We start from the raw sequence: 17,403 nt of genomic DNA on the forward strand, positions 1-17,403 counted from the left end.
CGCCGCCCCGGGAGCGGAGAAGACTCCCGTGGAAGCTGCCGAATACAGCCTGATGGACTCGGTCGAGGACCGGATGTGGTGGTATCGCGCCATGCATCGCCACGCGCTCGAGGCGCTGGCGCCGCTGCCGCGCACCGCCCGCGTGCTCGATGCCGGCTGCGGCACCGGCGGGTTCCTGGCGCGCCTGCGGCAGGCCCGGCCCGAGGCCGATCTCTACGGCCTGGAATTCGCCGAGGCCGCGGCTGCCCGCGCCACCGCCAAGGCGAAGGCACGGGTCGCCTGCGGAACGGTGAATGCCCTGCCCTTCCCGGATGCCTGCTTCGATGCCGTCGTCAGCCTCGACGTCATCTGCCATGGCGGCGTGGATCCCGACGCGGCCCTCGCGGAATTCCGCCGCGTCCTGCGGCCGGGCGGCCTGCTCGTGCTCAACCTGCCCGGGCATGAATGGCTGAAGTCGGCCCATGACCTGCGCGTGCACAACGTCCGCCGGTTCGAGCGCGCGGGGGCGAAGGCGATGCTCACCTCCTCGGGCTTCACGGCGCCCGATCCCCGCCATTGGATCAGCCTGCTGCTCCCGCTGATGGTCCTGCAGCGCAAGGTCCTGGCCCGTGGCGAGGAGGATGCCTCCGACGTGATGCCCTACCCCGCCTGGCTCGATGCCAGCCTCTACGCCATCTGCCGCCTCGAGGCCGGGCTGCTGCGCGCCGGGCTCCGCTTCCCGGCCGGCGGCTCGCTCCTCACGACCGCCCTTCGTTCCGAGAACAGTCCATGACCCTTGCAGACCACCCTGTCGGCCTTTCCATCGTCGTGCCGGTCTATCGCGGTGCCGCGACGGTCGGACGGCTCGTCGAGGCCCTCTCCGCGCTCCGCCCCGCCGGCGGGCTCGAGATCGTGCTGGTGAATGACGGAAGCCCGGACAACAGCGGCGACGTCTGCCGCGAGCTGGCCCGGACCGCGACGGTCCCCCTCACCTACATCGAGCACGCCCGGAACTTCGGCGAGCACAATGCGGTGATGACCGGGCTCCGGCACGCGCGCGGCGCCTATGTCATCAACATGGACGACGACCTGCAGAACCCGCCCGAGGAGGTCATCCGCCTCTACGACCATGCGCGGCTGGGCGGCTGGGACGTGGTCTACACGCGCTACGCCAAGAAGGAGCACGAGGGCTGGCGCAACCTGGGCTCGCGCTTCGCGAACTGGGTGGCGGACCAGCTGATGGACAAGCCGAAGGGCCTCTACCTCTCCTCCTTCCGCTGCATGAGCGCGATGGTGGTGCGGGAGGTCGCGCGGTATTCCGGCCCCTATCCCTATATCGACGGCCTGGTCATGCAGGTGACGCAGCGGATCGATTCCATCGAGGTCGCTCATTACGCACGCGTGGAAGGGCGCTCCAACTACACGGTCCGGCGGCTCATCCGCCTCTGGCTGAACCTGGCCACCAACTTCTCGGTCCTGCCGCTGCGCCTCGCCATCTTCGCGGGTGCCGCGATGGGCGCGCTAGGCTTCCTCCTGGCGATCTTCGTCGTCGTCGAGGCCTTCCTGAGCGAGACGCCGTCCGGCTGGGCCTCGAGCATGACGCTGATGCTGCTCATCGCCGGCGTGCAGTTCCTGATCCTGGGCGTGATGGGCGAATATGTCGGCCGCGCCTTCCTCTCGGCCAACGGCAAGCCCCAGGGCGTGGTGCGCGACGTGGTGCGGGCGCATGAGACGGCGGACCGGTCATGACGATGCACTGGATCGCGCTCGCCGCGGCCATCTGCTCCTCGCTGGTGGGGCAGATCCTGCTGAAGGCCGGCGCTGAGTCGCTCGCCGGCGCGGGCTTCGTCGAGCAGATGCTGCGTTGGCAGACCATGCTCGGCCTCTGCTTCTACGGGATGGGCGCAATGCTCTACATCGCGGCGCTGCGGAAGATCCCGATGAGCGTGGCCCTGCCCTGCACGGCCGCGAGCTATGTGGTGATCGCCCTCGTCGGCTGGTGGTTCTTCGGCGAGGCGCTGGGGACACAGAAGGTGGCGGCCATCAGCCTCATCGCGGCCGGCGTCCTCGTGCTGGCGACGGCCTGAAGGCGGCCCAAATCCTTGCGGCGTGGATAGTGACGCGAGTTGCTCCGCGCGGCTTTTCTCGGACCACGCCCAATCCCGCCGCCGCTCCGAGCTGGCCGTCTCACCTAACGGCGGTGAGCACGCGGTCCACCAAACCTGCGCCGCCCGGAAAACCTCAGCGCGCCGGCTCAACCACAGGTGCCACTCTCGGCGCCAATTGACCGGGCGCCCGTTGGCGTGACCCGCCTACCGTGCCCGTCGGTGCCTGCTGGCCCGGCTGGACGTAGGTGATGATCGGCCGTCCATCCGCGCCCGTCCCCGTCACGTAGGGCGTGCCGGTGGGTCCGAGATCGCCGGCTCCTGGCCCCACTCGCGTCACCACGGGCCGTCCGTCTTCCGAGCCGACGACAACGGGCACGCCGGCCGAGGCACCTTCGGAGGTGCGCGGGCCAAGCGTCACCAACTGATCCTGGCCGTTGATATTCAGCCGGACCGCGGTGCCCGGCGGCGCGTTCCGTACGGCCGAGGGCGGGGCATAGGCCACGACGCGTCCCGTGCTGTCCAGCAGGGGATACATCTGGCTCTGCCCGCTCGACCCAGCCGGCATATCGCAGGCGGCGAGGCCCAGCATGGCGGTCATCGCCATCAGTGTCTTTCTATGGAACATCTTCAGACCCCATCCTGCGTCATGCGGGGAAGCTGCCGGTTGCGGGGGCAAGCGGCGCGCACTTTCCCATTGGAGGACCGACCCTGATCCAGGCGGGCCGGCCGGCGGTATCGGTGCAACACCCGGGTCCATTCCGGCCGATCGAGTAGATCGGCATGCTGGCCTCACTCGGGCCGCCAGATACCTTCCCGCCCGTCGATCGGCGCGGCGCAGCAGTTTCCCGGCCGCATGGGCCCGATGGTCGGGCCTTCACCCGATGCCGGCTTGGGCGATGCCCGCCCTAGCCTTCCGGCCTCACGGCGGGGAGAAGAGAGATGCGCCTGCACGCCGCCCCGATCTCCTGGTCCGGCCTCGCCGTTCCGACCCTCGGGATGCGGAATCCGATCCCGGCCCGCTGCATCCCGATGATCGGCGTGGATGGTGAAGTCGCGGCGGATCCCGCTGGGCCGCAGCGCGTGGTGACGGCTCTGGGCCAGCTGCCCTCGGCCTTCCCCGATAGGGCGGAGAGGTGGCGGCGACAACTCGCTGGCCCGGCAGGTGACGCTGCTGGCGCGCCGGCCCCTGTAGCGAAGCCCGCCCGCACGCGGATCAGAAGCGGCCGGAGACCCTGAACTGGAAGGCATTGCCCGTCGGCCGGTTCTCCACGCCGAATTCCGGCGCCCAGGAGAACATGGTCTGCAGATGCGCGCTTCCCAGCTGGAAGTTGTACCGGGCGATGGGCCCCACGGCGAAGGACTGCCCGCGGAAGCCGTTGAGCCGCGCCGCGATGCCTCCCCGATCATCCGCCACCTGGCTCATCATCGAGGCCAGGATGCCCAGGCCGAAGCCCGGCGCCACGTCGTAGATGGCGGTCGCGTCCAGGTGGAACATGGCGCCGCTGGTGTAGCGCGTCTTCGGGTTGCGCGTGTTGAGGTCGATGCCCGCGCCGATCGAGAGGTCGTAGTTCCGGCCGAGGCGGGTGTAAGCGATGGTCGGCACGAAGGACCAATAGTTCATGCCGACATTGGCGATGGACGAGGTGCTGTAGTTCCCGGTGGGCGCGAAGATGTCGAGCCGCGCCTGGAAGAAGTTCTGCCCGCTGCGATAGCCGAGCGCCACCGGCGTGATCACCATGTCGCCGAAGCTCCAGTTGTTCTCGCTGCGCTCGCGCGTGCCGCTGAAGATCCGGGCGTCGAGGTTCTGCAGCGGCAGGGCCACGCTGAAGGCGAGCGAGAAGTTCCCCAGATCCAGCTTGGGCACGTAGAGCCCGGCGATCGCGGTGCTGAAGAACCCCGCCTGCAGGCCGGACTCGATCCGCCCCGCGATGGGCAGCTGGACGGAGCGTCCCAGTGTGCCCTGGTAATAGAGTGTCTGGGAGGCCCAGTAGAGGCCAGGCTCCGGCGGCACGATGCCCGCGCCCGGCGCTGCATTGGCGCCGATGACGTAATGGCCGGCCGCGGCTTCCGTGGCCTGGGCCGCGCCCGGCAGCACGGCGGCGAACAGCGCCATTCCCGTCAGAATGGTCAGGTTGCTGGCGCGCATGCTGTGCTCCTTCGGGCAGGCGGCCGAAGGCTAGGGCGCCGACCCGGCGGCCCGTATCGGGTGGATCACCGAGATCGGCCGCGGCGATCCCATAGGGCGCGGCGGCCTCCGGAATGGCGGGAAGCGATCTCAGGTCTCGGGCCGATGGCTCGCGGCGACCGGCCGGCGCCCGATCATGGCCCAAGGATGGAGGGCATCATGTCCCGAAGAATGACAATCAGTCTGGCGAGCCTCCTGCTGGCCACGGGCCTCATGCTGCCCGGCATGGCGCAGCAGCCCGCCTCGGTGGAACGCACCTTGGAGACGCGGTCCACGGTCGAGACGGTGGATGCGCAGGCGCGCACGATCCTGCTGCGCGACGCGACGGGCGGCCTTTCGACCTATGACATTGACCGGGACGTCCCCGATCTCGCCCGGATCCGTCCTGGCGATCAGGTCGTCGTGAACTACCGGGTGGGGGTGGTCGCCTCGATGGCGCGCCCCGGCAGCAGGCCGGCCATCGACGAGACGGTCAATGTCGATAATCCCCCCCTCGGCACCCGGCCCGGCGAAAGCGTGCAGGACACGGTGCGCATGCAGGTCCGTATCGAGAGCGTGGACCCGGCGACCAGTACGGTCAGCTTCGTCGGCCCGCGCGGCGTGCCGCGCCGCGTGGTGCTGCGCTCGCCCCAGATGCAGGCCTTCGCACGGGACCTGAAGCCGGGCGACGAGGTGGAGGTGGCCTATACCGAGGCGCGAGCCATCCGGATCGAGCCGGTGCGCCCCTGACGCCTCATTCCGGGAGCTGGCCGGCCACGCCGAGCACCGCCAGAACCAATTGCTCGGCCGCCTCCTGCTTGGAGACCCAGGCGTGGACGTCCAGCCCCTCGGCGTCGGTCGTCGGCCCCTCGGGAAGCGGATGAAGCGTGACGATCACGATCCGGGTCTCGGGAAGGGTCGTGCGGATGAGGCGCGCGGCCTCGACGCCGGAGAGAAGCGGCATCGAGAGGTCGAGGACCGCCACGTCCGGCCGCGTCTCGGCCGCCTGCCGCACCGCCTCCTCGCCGTTCTTCGCCTCGGCACAGACCAGGAGGCGGCGATCGGCCTCCAGCATGCGCCGCAGGCTGCGGCGCATGCCGTCGTGATCGTCAGCAAGAAGGACGCGGAGGGGTGGCTTGGCCGGGCCAGCCGGATCACTCTTGGAGGGGTTCGGCATCAGGGTCGGCCGGCACCCGGCATTCCCCGCCGCGGGCGGAGGCGAGCCTTCCGCCATGCGTCGGCAGAAATGCCGTGAGCCACGAAGCCGTTCGCGCTGGGGTCGACCCGAGGCCTGGCTTGGCCAAAGCGGCTCTTTTGTCTCAAAAAATATCCAATCCGGCATTAATGGTTTGATGCGGCCGAAAAGGACGATTTATTGACGCTTCGGCAAGGCGCTTGACATGCTGACGCATGGGTTTGGGGAAAGTTGATTTCTGAATTTATATTAACACATGAACCGGAAGTTGATGCGTAGGGTTACATTCTCAAAACAGGGGGAAACGCCATGCTTTCACCCGCCCCTCCCATGGCCCGGATCGAAGCGTGCCGTTCTGCCTTCCATGAGGGGGCCGTAAGGCCTCCAGCCGTTTCCGCGACGTCCGAAACCGACAGCGTCTCTTTTTTCGGCGGGCGGCACAGGCACCACATCGCCTCCGCCCATTCCACGAGCTTCACGCGTCGACGCCTGGCGCAGGAGGCGGCGGGCATGGGCCATTGGGACTGGAACGTCGAGGCCGATACCCTCGCCCTCTCAAGCGAAGCCGCGGAGATGCTCGGCTTGCCGGCCGGCGCCTCGATGGCGCGGCTGCGCCGGGACTGGCCGCGGATCTGCCACCCGGACGATCTCCAGGAGATGGAGGCGGTGGGCCGCCAGGTCGCCGAAGGCCATTCCCTCATCCTGACCGAAGTGCGCCTCCGCCGATGCGGGGAGCCGGGGGATTACCGCCGCGTGATCATCCGTGGGCGACTGGACCCCATGTCACGCCACCGCTTCATCGGCGAGCTGATCGACGTCACGGAACGGCGCCGGGCCGAGGCGGAGGCCGAAGCCGCCCACGCCATGTTCCGCCGCGTGACCGAGGCCGCGCCCGGGCTGCTCTACGTCCTCGACCTGCGGACCGGCGCGAGCGAGCACCTCAATCGCGGCTACCTCGCCTTCCTGCCCGACACGGGATCCTCGGAGACGGCCGACATGCTCATGTCGCTGGTCCATCCGGACGATCTGCCCAATCTGCTGCAGCATCGCCGCGCCTGCCTCGACCTCGAGGAAGGCGCGGTCGCGGAGATCACCCTGCGCCTTCGCCTCCAGGACGGATCGCAGCGCTGGATCCACAGCCAGCGAAGGGCCATCGCCCGCGGGCCCGATGGCCGGGTGACCCGGCTGGTCTGCTCGGCACAGGACGTGACGGCCATTCACCAATCCGCGGAGACCTTGCGGCGCCTCACCCGCCGGCTGCTGACCATGCAGGATGACGAGCGCCGCCGCATCGCCCGGGATCTGCATGATTCGACCGCGCAGAACCTTCTGGGCGCGTCCCTGGCCATTCGCAGCGCGCAGCGGCAGCTCGAAGACTCGCCGGACCTGGAGGAAGCGCTGAAGCTCATCGACGGCAGCCAGCAGGAAATCCGGACGCTGTCCTACCTGCTCTACCCGCCGCTGCTCGACGAGATGGGCCTGTCGGTGGCCCTCGCCTGGTTCGCCGACGGCTTCTCCAAGCGGACCGGCCTTTCCGTCCGGCTCGATCTGCCGGATGCCCGCGCCGGCCAAGGCCGGCTGCCGCTGTCCCGCGAGGCGGAGACGGCCATGTTCCGCGTGGCACAGGAAGCACTGGCCAATGCCTTCCGCCATGCAGGCGGTACCGGCGTCTCCCTCGGGCTCGGCCTGGCGCGAGCCTATGACGGCGAATGCGTGGCGCGGCTGCGCATCGCCGATGACGGCAAGGGCATGCCTCCACAGCGGCAACGGGCGGGTCTCGGCCTGGTCGGCATGGGCGAGCGGATGCGCGCAGTCGGCGGCACGCTGTCCATCGAATCCCGCCCTGGCAAGGGCACCGTCGTCGAGGCCTCCAGCCGGGTGGAGTTGGCCTCGGGCGCTCCAATGCCGGGTTGACCGGCGCCTTCCCCACCCACGATCTTCCATTGGGCGTGAGGCCGGGCAGGCATCGCCTACAGGCGCTTCCTCCCGCCCTTGCGGGTTCCACCCGATCACATCCCGCCGGCCGGCGACTTAGCGTGGTTTCGGAATCGTCCGTAAATCATGGAGCCCAGCCATCCGATGCGTAGGGAACCGGGTCCGCTTCGCATCCTCCTCGCCGACGACCATGACGTCGTCCGGCACGGGCTTCGGGCCCTGCTGGAGACGCACGAAGGCTGGACCATCTGCGGCGAGGCGCTGAGCGGGCGCCAGGCCGTGGAGATGGCCGAGAAGCTGCAGCCGGACATCGCCATCCTCGATATCTCGATGCCGAGCCTGAACGGGCTGGATGCCACGCGGATCATCCGCCGCTCCTCACCCCGCACCGAGATCCTCATCTTCACCATGCACGAGACGGAGCAGCTGATCCGCGAGGTGCTGGCGGCCGGCGCCAAGGGATACCTGCTGAAGTCCGACGCCGGGCGTTCGGTGATCGCGGCCATCGAGGCGCTCGCGGCGCACCAGCCCTATTTCAACTGGAAGGTCAGCGAGACCATTCTCGACGGCTTCCTCCGCGCCGCCGCGCCGGATGACGGCACCAAAAAGGATCAGGAACCGCTGACGACGCGCGAGCGGGAGATCGTCCAGCTCCTGGCCGAAGGGCTGAGCAACAAGGAGGTCGCCAAGCGCCTGGAGCTCAGCGTGAAGACGGTGGAGACGCACCGCTCCTCCGCGATGCGCAAGCTCGACGTCCATTCCGTCGTGGGGCTGGTGCACTATGCCGTGCGGAACAAGCTGACGCCCATCTGAAGGATTTTCCGCCCTTTCGGGGTCGCTATTCCTCAAACATCGGGAAAGACCCGCGCCCAGTCGTCGCGCATCGAGGTCACAAGCCAGCGCTGCTGCGGCGCCGCCGTCAGCGCGCGGTCCAGCCTGCCGATATGCGACTGGCGATCATAGGCGTATTCGCGCGCCGCATCGTCGTGATGGACGATGAGGCCGAGGCGCCGCCCCGGGCCCGTCGTCGTGTATTCCAGCATCTCGTAATCGCCGTCGGAATTGCCGAAGGCCGCGATCGGCCGGCGGCCGAAGGCGCGCGCGATGCCGGCGGGCTTGCCCGGCCCGTCATCCAGCAGATCGACCTCCGACAGCGTGGTGAGCTCGCCGCGCCCGTTCGCGAGGCCGTAATGCAGCTTGAAGGTCGTGCCCACGATCTGGTCGGGCGGCACGCCATAGGCCTGCTCGGCCCAGGGCCGCATGAACTCCAGCGTGCCGCCGGAGACGATGCAGGTGCGGAAGCCGCGCGCGCGGAACAGCGCCAGCACCTCCAGCATCGGCTGGTAGATGCATTCGGTGTAGGGGCGGGCGAAGCGCGGATGCCGGGCGGTGGCGAGCCAGGCGAGCGCGGTCTGGCGGAAGACCTCCGGCGACATGCCCGTATGCGTGACGGCGATGATCTCGGCGAGGCCGTGCTCCCCGGTCTGGACGAGGGCATGCATGTCATTGGCGAGGACGGCGCGGAAGGGATCGCGCATGGCCCATTCGGGGTGCTGCGGCGCCAGGGCCCGCACCCGGTCCAGCGCGAAGGCGAATTGCGCATAAAGCGGCTGCTCGACCCAGAGCGTGCCGTCATTGTCGAAGACGGCGAGGCGTTCGGCCGGCGCGACGAAATCGGCGCTGCCCGGCGTGGTCGTGGCGCGCAGGAAATCGAGAATGGCGCGTTTCGTTCCGCCCTCGCGCCAGGAGGGCAAGGGGTCGCCCCTGCCCTGCGCCGCCGCGAGGCCGGGCAAGGCGGCGAGGACCAGGGCAGACAGGGCGCGGCGCTGGATCACGGGGGTCATGGCGGGCCTCATCGTTGGGGAGCTGTGGGGTTGAGCTCGGGCAGGAGCTGGGCTTGCGGCCGGCGCACCGCAGGATGAAGCAGCCGGTGCCTGGCGGCTTTCGCGGCGCGCAGCAGGGCGGAACCGCGCCAATCCGACGAAGGCGCCTTGGCGTAGAGCAGGTCTTCGAGCCGGCGTGCCTCCTTCAGGAGCGACGTGGCGTCGGTGGCAGCCCCGCTCACCGGCCGGGCCAGGGTATCGCGCCAGCGATAGAGCGACGCGAAGGCCGCCGGGGCCCGATCGGCACGACAAGCCTCCCGAAGGGCGGCGAAGGCCTCGCGCTCCGGGGCATGCCGCGACCGACGCAGAAAGGGGATGAATCCTCCAATGGCGGCCAGGAAAAGGGCCAGCGCTCCGGCGGCGAGCCAGGGAAAGGGCCGTCCGGACGGAGGCACGGCTTCCGCGGGCAGCGCCTCGAAGCGGATGGGGGCGACGCTCACCGTCTGCATCCGTCCGGCGCGCGGCTCGAACCAGGTGAAGGCGAAGCCCGGCAGTTCCACCGCGCCGGGCCGCTGCGGCACATAGGCCGCGCGCTCCTGACGCGTCGCGCGCAGGTTCCCGCGCGAGGTCTCGTCATGCAGCTCGGGCGGATCGGGATAGACGGCGACGCCTTCAGGCCTTCCCCAGAGCGCGACGGGCAGCAGCATCGAGGCCGTATCGCGCGCCTCCAGCCGCAGCGTGCGCGTGATCGCCTCGCCGACGCGAAGCCCCTCCGGCGGGCGATCGGTCGTCGCCGTCAGCTGGAATTCCGGCGCGACGACCAGGCGCGAGAGGTCCGTGGCCCCGGGCGGCGCGCGAACCTGAATGCGCAGTCCGTCTACTTCCGCCGTGGCCTCCCCCCCATCGCCGACCCGAGCGGACATGCCGATCCGGGGCAGGACGAGCGTGCCGGCCTGGGCAGGGAAAAGATCGTAGCTGTGCTGGAGCGTGACATGGTTCGCGCCGCCGACGCGATCGGAACCCGGTACCGTCGTCCCTTCCGGCAGCACGATCGCCCGGCTCTCCGGCGCAAGCTCCGGGAAGTTCGGCGAGGAGGCGAAGCGTGTGGGCGTCAGGGCCGTCAGCGTCACCGTCACGCGCTGGCCGATCCAGACCGGCCCCTGCGGCGAGACCTCCAGGCGCAGCGCCAGCGGCGCCTCCTGGGCCAGGGCCGGCAAGGCCAGGAACAGAAGCGGCAGGAATCTCATGGCTGGGCCTGCCGCGCGAAGCGCAGCCGCAGGAATTCCCGTGGCGTGCCGCCCACGCGGCGCATCCACATTTCCTGGATCTGGCCATCGGACAAGCCCTGGCCCGCGACGCGATTGGGGCTGGCGTCCTCCTGCTGCTGTGGCCCGGGCGGCGTCTGGTCGATCTGCGTGTCGCCGTCGCCCGGATGCTGCTGCTGGTCCGTCTGGTTGGCGGCGCGCTGGGCCTCGGCGGCCTGCCATTGCGCCCGGAAGGCGATGGCGATGTCGCGGTTGGCGCGGGCCTCGGGAAAATCCGGACGCAGCTGCAGCGCGCGGTCATAGGCGGGGATGGCGTCATCCCATCCCCGAGGGCGCATCATCAGCGCATTGCCGCGGTCGTATTGCGCCTCGGCCGTGTCGCGCAGCGCGAAGGCCGCAGCCGAGCCCTCGTAGTCCCCCGCGCGATAGAGCGCGACGCCGCGCCAGACCGGATCGGTGAAGAGGGCCGCGGCCCCTGCCGCGTCGCCGCGCTCCAGCATCAGCCGTGCCTGCTGGTCCGGCGTCCGCCAGAGGCGGGAGAACCAGCCCGGCTCCGCCGCTTGCGCCGGCAGGATCATGACCGCCGCGACCAGCATCCCGCGACGGGCCCAGGGCAGCGCGAGCGGCACGAGCAGCAGCGCGAGCCAGGGGCCGGCATCCTGCCAGCGCATGGTGGGGTCGTCGGTCGGCGCCGCCGAGAAGTGCCGCTGCGCCCGCGCGACGATTCGCGCCACATCCGCGCCATCGGGCGTGCGCGCGATCACGCCGGCGCCGGGAACGCCCTCGAAGGGGCCGGGCCCGGTCGCCAGGACGAGGGCCGCGTGCCGGGAGCCGCGCATCGCCTCGGCGAAGGCGGCGGCCTCGACGGCCGGCACGGCCGGGGTGACGAGGATCAGCGTGCCCGCGCCCGGCTCGGCATCCAGGACGCGCAGCGCGGTCCGGGCCGCCGCGGCGGCGGACTGGCCATCGCGCGGCATCACCTCCGGCGCGAGGGCGTCGAGATAGGTCTCGATCAGGCGCGGATCGTCGGTCGGCGGCAGCACGGCATGGGCCGTGCCGGCATAGGCCACGAGCCCCGTCCGCGCGCCCCCGCGTGCGGCGACCAGGTCGCGGATCTTGCGCTTGCCCGCCTCCAGCGCCGGCGCCGAGGCGCGAGAGAGGTCGAGCGCCACGACCATGGTCGCGCTGTCGGTCACGAAGGGGCTGCGCTCGTGCCGCCAGGCCGGGCCGGCGAGGCAGACGGCCAGCACGGCCAGCATCGCGGCGGCGAGCATGGCCGGCCGCAGGCGGGAGCGCGTGCCCTGCACCATGAGCAGGGCGTCCAGCAGATGCGGCGCCACGATCCCGCGCCAGCCGCCGGCCTCGCGGTGCCGCACGCGGTCCAGCAGCAGGGGCAGCGGCGCCAGCAGAAGCAGCAGCAGCCACCAGGGCCTCAGGAGATGCAGCTCGCTCACGCCGCCACCTCCCTTCGGGCGCCGCCGAGCGACAGCAGCGCGACCAGCGCCGCGACGCCGGCCAGCGGCCAGACGAAGAGCGGCGTGCGCGGCCGCCAGGACACGTTGCGCGAGATGGTGGGCTCCAGCGCCTCGATACGCCGGTAGATCCCGGTCAGCGCGGCAGGGTCGCCCGCATGGAAATAGGTGCCGCCGGTGCCGGTCGCGATCGCCTCCAGCGTCGCGACGTCCAGCGCCGCCTCGCCCACCGTCGCCGGATCGCCGAGCGAGACGGTGTAGATCCGCACGCCCATCCGCCCCGCGATCTCGGCCGCGCGGGCGGGCGGCACGCGGCTGCCGGTGTCATTGCCGTCGGTGAGCAGGACCATGAGCCGGCCGGCCACCTCGGCGCGCTCGAAGCTCTGCGCGGCGAGGCCGATGGCGTCGCCGATCATGGTCTGCGGGCCGGCCATGCGGGGAAAGGTCTCATCCAGCAGGCCGAGAAGCGCCGTGTGATCCGCCGTGAAGGGCGCGAGCACGAAGGCGGCCGTGCCGAAGACCACCAGACCGATACGGTCGCGCGGTCGGTCGGCGATGAAGCCCTTCAGGACGGCACGCGCCGCGTCGATGCGCGTGGCGCCCGCCATGTCCGGCGTTTCCATGGAACCGGAGAGATCGAGCGCGAGCAGCACGTCGCGCCCGCCCGTCTCCCGTGTCACGGGCGGCTCGATATGGACGGGCGCGGCAAGGGCCAAAACAAGCAGGCCCCAGGCGAAGACCGCCGCCACGCCGCGCCAGGGACGCGGTGCCTCGGCCCCCTGGCTCGCCGGCAGGCGCGCGAGGAAGGGCACACGCAGCGCCACCTGCCGGCCATGCCAGGCGGGCAGAAGCCAGCGCATCAGCCAAGGCAGCGGCAGCAGCGCGAGCGCCCAAGGGTGGTCAAGCCCGAAGGTCATGCCGGCGGATCCAATTTCGCGCCGCGTCCTTCGCGCCCGGCGGCATCACGGGCAGGTAGGCGAGCTCCGCAATGCGTTGCGCCATCGCTTCGGTCAGCCGCGCGCGCGGCGCGGAGGCGCGCAGCCAGGACGCCCACTCGGCACCGGTCAGCGAGGCCACGCTTGCGCGCGGCCAGGCGGCGAGTGCCGTGCGCTTCAGCACGATGGCGATCTCGGCGGGCGCCTGCGCTGCCTCCAGCTCACGCAACGCCTCGCGCCGATAGCTACGCCGCCGCCAGGCCCGCCAGCCGAGCCATGCCAGCCCCAGCAGCACCAGCAGGATCAAGGCGCCCAGCACGTACCAGGCCGGCGTCGCCGGCCAGAGCGAAATCGGAGGCGGCAGGATCATCCCCTGCATCGCCTCCCGGCTGGGACCCGCGGGGTTCATCAGAAGGGCAGCACGTAGTTGAGGATCGCCTGCTGGCGGAGCAGCACGCGGCGGATGACATGGCTGGCGGTCACGTGCTCCGTGAAGATGGCCGCGGTGCCCGTGCTGCCGGCGGGCAGGCTGGCCGCCAGGGCGGCATCGTCCAGGGCCACCCGCACGACGAAGGGCGCGGCCTGTACCGTGCGCGCGCTGGCCGCCTGGCCGGACACCTGCACCTGGCCGGAGGCGATGGCCTGCAGCACGGCCTCCACCCTTCCCGTGACGATGCGGCCGGGCAGGAATTTCAGGGCCATCTCCACCTGCTGCCCCGGCGCGACGTAGCGCGCATCGATCTGCTGGATCTCGATCACGGCGATGGTGCTCGACGTGTCGATGAAGGCCATCACCGGCGAGAGCGGCAGGTTCGCAACACGTGCGCCCTTGCGTAGCGCGACGTTCGTCACGTAGCCGTCGCCCGGGGCGCGCACGGTCGTTTTCTCGAGATTCCAGCGGGCGCCGTCGAGCTCGGCCTGTAGCTGCTGCACCTCCGATTGCCGCTGCTCCACGTCGAAGGCGCGGCCCGCCTGCGAGCGCTGCAGCTGGGTCATCTGCTCCAGGCGAAGCCGTGCGAAGGAGAGCTGGGCCTCCAGCGCCGCGACCTGCGACCGGAAGGGGCGCGGGTCGATCTGGAACAGGATATCGCCGGCCCGCAGCGGCGCGTTCGGCTGAACCGGCACCTCGATCACCTCGCCGGCCACATCCGGCACGATGGCGACCGACATCCGGCCGATGATCGCCGGCCCGGAGGGGGCGCCCCAGCCCATCGGAACGAACAGGCCGACCAGCAGCAGCAGGAGGACCAGGAAGGGCGAGGCCTTCCAGAAGGCGTTGAATCGGATGACCCGCAGCCTGACCAGCAGGAAGAGGACGACGAGATAGACGTTGAGGAGGAAGACAATCATGCGGCGGGCCGCCCCCGCGTTTCGCCCCTGGGCACGTCGACATAGGCCCAGACGAAGGCGACCGGCCACAGCACGAAGCCGAACAATAACGTGATCCAGCCGGCCACCTTCACGGCCTCGGCCCAGGGATGGTTGCGGCGGCTCGCGATATGGCCCGGCAGCCAGCCCGCGATGCACACGACGCCGATGGTGCTGAGCGCCATCACGATCAGCACGATCCAGGCGAAGAGATCCAGGCCGGTCACGGCGTTCCCCCTGCCCTGCGTTTTGCGCTGGACGGGTTCACCGGACGAGCTCGAAGTCGCCGGGCTTCCAGCTCTTGTCGAAGGCGCCCTCGGTCGGCCCGTAGATGCGGATATAGGCGAACCAGCCCCGGCCAGGCGCCGTCTTGATCCACCGCCCTTCCTGGCCGGTCGGCGCGCTGGGGCCGAAATACAGGCCCAGCGGTGCATCGGTCGGCGCGTCACGCAGCTCGAACATGGAGCGGAGCGCCGCCTTGTCCTGATCGGTCTGCACCTGAGACCGCGTGGCGGAATCATACAGCGTGACCGACCAGAACAGCCGCCCCGGCACCGGCTGCGGCAGGGTCAACCGGTAGGGCTTCCCGCCGTCGAGGAAAGCGCCCGAGGCATCGCGCGCGCTGAGCCAATAGAGCGAGCCCGCCCCCGCGGTGCGGCGGAACATCGCCGGCGAGGTGACGATGGCCTGGGCGAACCAGCGGTCCCGCGCCTCGAGATCGATACCGCCCGGCGTCTCGAACTGCGCGCTGTCGGCGACCAAGCCGGCCCATTCCCACCGGCGATCCGGCCAGTTGACGCGATCCGGCCGGTCGCTGTCGAAGGCGGAGACCAGCAGCTGGTCCCGACCGGCGCGTGCGGCCCGTTCCAGGATGCCGCGCATCCGGGCGTCCGGCGCGAACTGCTTGCCTTTCTCGATGCCAAGCGTGGCGAGCAGCCCATACATCGGCAAGAAGCGTTCGGCCGGCGCCTCCGCCTCGGTGATCCGGTGCAGGACCTCCCAGAACTGGAAATTGTCCTCCCAGCGCAGGCAGGTGGAATCCATCCGCCGGTCACTGGTGTCCACGAAATCCAGAAGGCGTGGGCTGGCGGCGCTCGCCAGCGGATAGATCCGGATGCGGCGCAGCGATTCAAGCGCAGCCCGGGTGTCGGCGTTCACCGGCAGCGCACGCACGGCCAGAAGCGCCTTGAAGGAAGCGCATCGGCCCACCTGATGGCCCTCCGGCACCGGCCCCGTGTATCCCGGCGGCAGGATGAGGTGCTTGCCGCCTCGGCCCTCATTGGGTCCGGGCAGCCCCAGATCCAGCACCCAGCCCTGATGGTGGTCGTTGACCAGCCCGATGTAGCCGCCGGGGGGGACCTCGATCACCATCGGCCCGCCGGTCAGGTCCAGCGTGGCCGAGCCGTAGGGCGTGTCGGAATTGAGGGTGAAACCGACCTGGCGCGGCCCGGTGGCGGCGATGCCCATCGCCTTGTTGTCTTCAATGCCGGCCTCGCGACTGCCGTTGAAGATGCCTTCGACCGAGACCGTGGGATACCAGAAGCGATAGGCCGTGACGGCGCGCTGCATATCAGCCTCATCACGGAGCAGGCGGGACGTCTCCGCGGTGGGGTAGCCGCGCTCGAAGGCGGGGGGCCCAGGCTGTGCGGCGGCAGGCCGCGGCAAGACGTCGAGCGCCGCGAGCATGCCGCCGGCAAGAAGGGCGCTGCGTCGGGCGATGAAGGAGTTGCCGTGCATGTTGCGTGTCCTTTCGGTCGGATTCCGGGTTCAGCCCGCCCGCGTGATGGGCGGCATGTGCCACTGCCCGGTCTGCACGGCGGTGCTCGGCCCATACATGCGCAGCACCACGTTGAAGCCGCCGGAAGCGGGAACGGGCAGCCAATTGGCCTCACGCTCAGGGCCCGGCGAGGAGGCCTGCAGGTAGATCGTGACCGACCCGTCCGGGCCCGCCTTCAGCCCCGAGCGATCGCCCAGCGAGTACCGATTGATCGGGTTCGCCACGAGGAAGCGGTCCGGCATGCCGTAGACCGTCGCTGACCAGAAGATGGAGGCCGGCGGCAGGTTCTCGCGCTCGAAACGCAGCGTGTAGCGTTGGGCGCCGTCGAGCGGCCGGTGATCGCCATCCTTGTCGTCGCCCACATAGACTGCCTCTTCCTTCGAGAGGCCGTAGAGGCCCATCGCGGCGGCAACGGCACGCTTCATGTAGTCGTTGCCGAGGTCTTCGCGCGTGCCGAAGAGCCCGAGCGAGGAGGTCGTCGTCGAGATGGCCTGCCGCAGCGCGGCCGCGCCTTGCGCCGCGCCCTGCGTCACCGCCTCACGCTGTGGCTCCGGCAAGGCGGCGAGGTCGAAGGGCCGGCCGCCGCCGATGCCGATCCGGGCGAAGCGCTGGAACAGCGCCGTCTCGCTCGGATGGATGTCCGGATAGAAGCGCAGCAGCAGGTTCAGGTAGGAGACGAAGTCCGGACCCAGCGCGCGGCGCTCATCCCAGGGCAGCCAGTCCACGGCCGGCGCGGGCGGCGGCGCGGCGGTGCCGGTAAAGGCGCTGAGCGGTTGCAGGCGGTAGCCGGCCTGAATGGCGCGCAAGGCGGGGATGTCGTCAGGCCGATGCAGCGCGGTGCGTGTCACCGTGCCGATGATCTGCGTCTCCGGCCGGAAGACCTGCCTGATGCCGGGAGGGACGGTGCCATTCCAGCCAGGACCGGCGAAGAGGAAGTTCCCAGCCTCACGCCCCGTCGTGCGCGTGCCGAAGATCGCGAAGTTGTGGGTGAAGAGATCGAAATAGTGGCAGACGTAGTAGCGGTCGGCCTCGACGGCCGGGACGCTCAGCACCATCGGTTCGGCCCGCAAGTCCAACCAGGCCCAGGAGTAGGGCGTGTCGTTATTGGGCGTGACGACGTCGTGATTGGCGGACGTGAAGAACTGGGCATAGTGACGGAATGTGTTGAAGCCGCCGACATATTCCGGCGCATTCCGATCGACCGTCTGGCGGTACATCGTGCCGTAGCTCATCAGCATGGCGTAGGCGTAGATCCAGGCATCCTTCGCGATGGCCGTGGCGTCCTCCTGCGCGAAGACCGGGCGCGCCAGCGCGAGGCCTCCGGCAGTGCCCATCAGCGCCCGGCGGGGCAGATCGGTTCCGAGGATGCGCGTGTTCATGGC

Annotated in this window: 18 protein-coding genes; 6 read left to right on the top strand and 12 right to left on the bottom strand. The window is 70.2% G+C overall.

Features of this window, described 5'->3' with window-relative positions; translation table 11 throughout:
• Positions 1-28 precede the first annotated feature (28 nt).
• Genes KHU32_RS12910 through KHU32_RS12920 form a run of 3 tightly spaced genes read left to right on the top strand, consistent with a single transcriptional unit; the run spans position 29 to position 2,066 of the window.
• Positions 29-772: a class I SAM-dependent methyltransferase gene (locus KHU32_RS12910; RefSeq protein WP_213670489.1), complete on the top strand. Its 744-nt coding sequence runs from the start codon at positions 29-31 to the stop codon at positions 770-772.
• Positions 769-1,728, top strand: a complete 960-nt coding sequence (locus KHU32_RS12915) for a glycosyltransferase family 2 protein (RefSeq protein ID WP_213670490.1) — start codon at positions 769-771, stop codon at positions 1,726-1,728. Before KHU32_RS12910 ends, KHU32_RS12915 begins: the two co-directional genes overlap by 4 nt.
• A complete protein-coding gene (locus KHU32_RS12920) occupies positions 1,725-2,066 on the top strand; it encodes a DMT family transporter (protein ID WP_213670491.1) in 342 nt (113 codons plus the stop codon). The genes KHU32_RS12915 and KHU32_RS12920 overlap by 4 nt, the downstream gene beginning before the upstream one ends.
• A 154-nt stretch (positions 2,067-2,220) precedes the next feature.
• Here the strand turns inward: KHU32_RS12920 and KHU32_RS12925 are convergent, their stop codons facing one another.
• Both KHU32_RS12925 and KHU32_RS12930 read right to left on the bottom strand, forming a co-directional pair.
• Positions 2,221-2,691, bottom strand: a complete 471-nt coding sequence (locus KHU32_RS12925; protein WP_213670492.1) for a hypothetical protein — start codon at positions 2,689-2,691, stop codon at positions 2,221-2,223.
• A 609-nt stretch (positions 2,692-3,300) separates the two neighbouring features.
• The gene (locus tag KHU32_RS12930) at positions 3,301-4,233 is read right to left on the bottom strand and encodes a SphA family protein (RefSeq protein WP_213670493.1); all 933 of its coding nucleotides are present in this window, start codon (positions 4,231-4,233) and stop codon (positions 3,301-3,303) included.
• 210 nt (positions 4,234-4,443) lie between these two features.
• Here KHU32_RS12930 and KHU32_RS12935 point away from each other — a divergent pair, with 210 nt between their 5' ends.
• Positions 4,444-5,001: a hypothetical protein gene (locus tag KHU32_RS12935; protein WP_213670494.1), complete on the top strand. Its 558-nt coding sequence runs from the start codon at positions 4,444-4,446 to the stop codon at positions 4,999-5,001.
• Positions 5,002-5,005: 4 nt separating this feature from the next.
• Here KHU32_RS12935 and KHU32_RS12940 read toward each other — a convergent pair whose 3' ends face one another.
• Positions 5,006-5,593, bottom strand: a complete 588-nt coding sequence (locus KHU32_RS12940) for a response regulator (protein WP_347265550.1) — start codon at positions 5,591-5,593, stop codon at positions 5,006-5,008.
• A gap of 363 nt (positions 5,594-5,956) precedes the next feature.
• On the opposite strand from KHU32_RS12940, the gene KHU32_RS12945 reads away from it, so the two are divergent.
• Entirely contained in the window at positions 5,957-7,360 is a 1,404-nt protein-coding gene (locus tag KHU32_RS12945) for a PAS domain-containing protein (RefSeq protein WP_213670496.1), read from the top strand.
• Between the two features lie 165 nt (positions 7,361-7,525).
• Positions 7,526-8,194 carry a response regulator gene (locus tag KHU32_RS12950; RefSeq protein ID WP_213670497.1) on the top strand — a complete coding sequence of 223 codons (669 nt, stop codon included), beginning with the start codon at positions 7,526-7,528 and terminating at the stop codon, positions 8,192-8,194.
• Between the two features lie 32 nt (positions 8,195-8,226).
• Here the strand turns inward: KHU32_RS12950 and KHU32_RS12955 are convergent, their stop codons facing one another.
• From KHU32_RS12955 to KHU32_RS12995, 9 genes are read right to left on the bottom strand one after another with little or no spacing between them, the layout of a single operon-like run.
• Positions 8,227-9,225 (bottom strand): HAD family hydrolase, encoded by a 999-nt coding sequence (locus KHU32_RS12955; RefSeq protein ID WP_249681009.1) that lies wholly within the window; start codon positions 9,223-9,225, stop codon positions 8,227-8,229.
• An 8-nt stretch (positions 9,226-9,233) separates the two neighbouring features.
• A complete protein-coding gene (locus KHU32_RS12960; RefSeq protein WP_213670499.1) occupies positions 9,234-10,451 on the bottom strand; it encodes a BatD family protein in 1,218 nt (405 codons plus the stop codon).
• A complete protein-coding gene (locus KHU32_RS12965) occupies positions 10,448-11,923 on the bottom strand; it encodes a VWA domain-containing protein (protein WP_213670500.1) in 1,476 nt (491 codons plus the stop codon). Before KHU32_RS12965 ends, KHU32_RS12960 begins: the two co-directional genes overlap by 4 nt.
• Entirely contained in the window at positions 11,920-12,858 is a 939-nt protein-coding gene (locus KHU32_RS12970; protein ID WP_213670501.1) for a VWA domain-containing protein, read from the bottom strand. The genes KHU32_RS12965 and KHU32_RS12970 overlap by 4 nt, the downstream gene beginning before the upstream one ends.
• Complete coding sequence (locus KHU32_RS12975; protein ID WP_213670502.1) at positions 12,842-13,246, bottom strand: DUF4381 domain-containing protein; 405 nt, start codon at positions 13,244-13,246, stop codon at positions 12,842-12,844. The genes KHU32_RS12970 and KHU32_RS12975 overlap by 17 nt, the downstream gene beginning before the upstream one ends.
• A gap of 38 nt (positions 13,247-13,284) precedes the next feature.
• Positions 13,285-14,226 (bottom strand): HlyD family secretion protein, encoded by a 942-nt coding sequence (locus KHU32_RS12980; RefSeq protein ID WP_213670503.1) that lies wholly within the window; start codon positions 14,224-14,226, stop codon positions 13,285-13,287.
• Positions 14,223-14,471 (bottom strand): DUF3302 domain-containing protein, encoded by a 249-nt coding sequence (locus KHU32_RS12985; RefSeq protein WP_213670504.1) that lies wholly within the window; start codon positions 14,469-14,471, stop codon positions 14,223-14,225. Before KHU32_RS12985 ends, KHU32_RS12980 begins: the two co-directional genes overlap by 4 nt.
• Before the next feature lie 37 nt (positions 14,472-14,508).
• Positions 14,509-15,981, bottom strand: a complete 1,473-nt coding sequence (locus tag KHU32_RS12990) for a DUF1254 domain-containing protein (RefSeq protein WP_213670505.1) — start codon at positions 15,979-15,981, stop codon at positions 14,509-14,511.
• 30 nt (positions 15,982-16,011) lie between these two features.
• Positions 16,012-17,400, bottom strand: a complete 1,389-nt coding sequence (locus KHU32_RS12995; protein WP_213670506.1) for a DUF1254 domain-containing protein — start codon at positions 17,398-17,400, stop codon at positions 16,012-16,014.
• Positions 17,401-17,403 lie beyond the last annotated feature (3 nt).

This window comes from Roseococcus pinisoli (genome assembly GCF_018413645.1).
In the GTDB taxonomy this organism is placed as follows: Bacteria; Pseudomonadota; Alphaproteobacteria; order Acetobacterales; family Acetobacteraceae; genus Roseococcus; species Roseococcus pinisoli.

Bases quoted from the DNA above. Each gene is read 5' to 3' on its own strand.
- KHU32_RS12915 (WP_213670490.1), top strand. From the start codon at position 769: ATGACCCTTGCAGACCACCCTGTCGGCCTTTCCATCGTCGTGCCGGTC.
- KHU32_RS12940 (WP_347265550.1), bottom strand. From the start codon at position 5,593: ATGCCGGATTGGATATTTTTTGAGACAAAAGAGCCGCTTTGGCCAAGC.
- KHU32_RS12995 (WP_213670506.1), bottom strand. From the start codon at position 17,400: ATGAACACGCGCATCCTCGGAACCGATCTGCCCCGCCGGGCGCTGATG.
- KHU32_RS12990 (WP_213670505.1), bottom strand. From the start codon at position 15,981: ATGCACGGCAACTCCTTCATCGCCCGACGCAGCGCCCTTCTTGCCGGC.
- KHU32_RS12960 (WP_213670499.1), bottom strand. From the start codon at position 10,451: ATGAGATTCCTGCCGCTTCTGTTCCTGGCCTTGCCGGCCCTGGCCCAG.
- KHU32_RS12955 (WP_249681009.1), bottom strand. From the start codon at position 9,225: ATGACCCCCGTGATCCAGCGCCGCGCCCTGTCTGCCCTGGTCCTCGCC.
- KHU32_RS12935 (WP_213670494.1), top strand. From the start codon at position 4,444: ATGACAATCAGTCTGGCGAGCCTCCTGCTGGCCACGGGCCTCATGCTG.
- KHU32_RS12980 (WP_213670503.1), bottom strand. From the start codon at position 14,226: ATGATTGTCTTCCTCCTCAACGTCTATCTCGTCGTCCTCTTCCTGCTG.
- KHU32_RS12945 (WP_213670496.1), top strand. From the start codon at position 5,957: ATGGGCCATTGGGACTGGAACGTCGAGGCCGATACCCTCGCCCTCTCA.
- KHU32_RS12925 (WP_213670492.1), bottom strand. From the start codon at position 2,691: ATGGCGATGACCGCCATGCTGGGCCTCGCCGCCTGCGATATGCCGGCT.
- KHU32_RS12970 (WP_213670501.1), bottom strand. From the start codon at position 12,858: ATGACCTTCGGGCTTGACCACCCTTGGGCGCTCGCGCTGCTGCCGCTG.
- KHU32_RS12920 (WP_213670491.1), top strand. From the start codon at position 1,725: ATGACGATGCACTGGATCGCGCTCGCCGCGGCCATCTGCTCCTCGCTG.
- KHU32_RS12975 (WP_213670502.1), bottom strand. From the start codon at position 13,246: ATGATCCTGCCGCCTCCGATTTCGCTCTGGCCGGCGACGCCGGCCTGG.
- KHU32_RS12950 (WP_213670497.1), top strand. From the start codon at position 7,526: ATGCGTAGGGAACCGGGTCCGCTTCGCATCCTCCTCGCCGACGACCAT.
- KHU32_RS12930 (WP_213670493.1), bottom strand. From the start codon at position 4,233: ATGCGCGCCAGCAACCTGACCATTCTGACGGGAATGGCGCTGTTCGCC.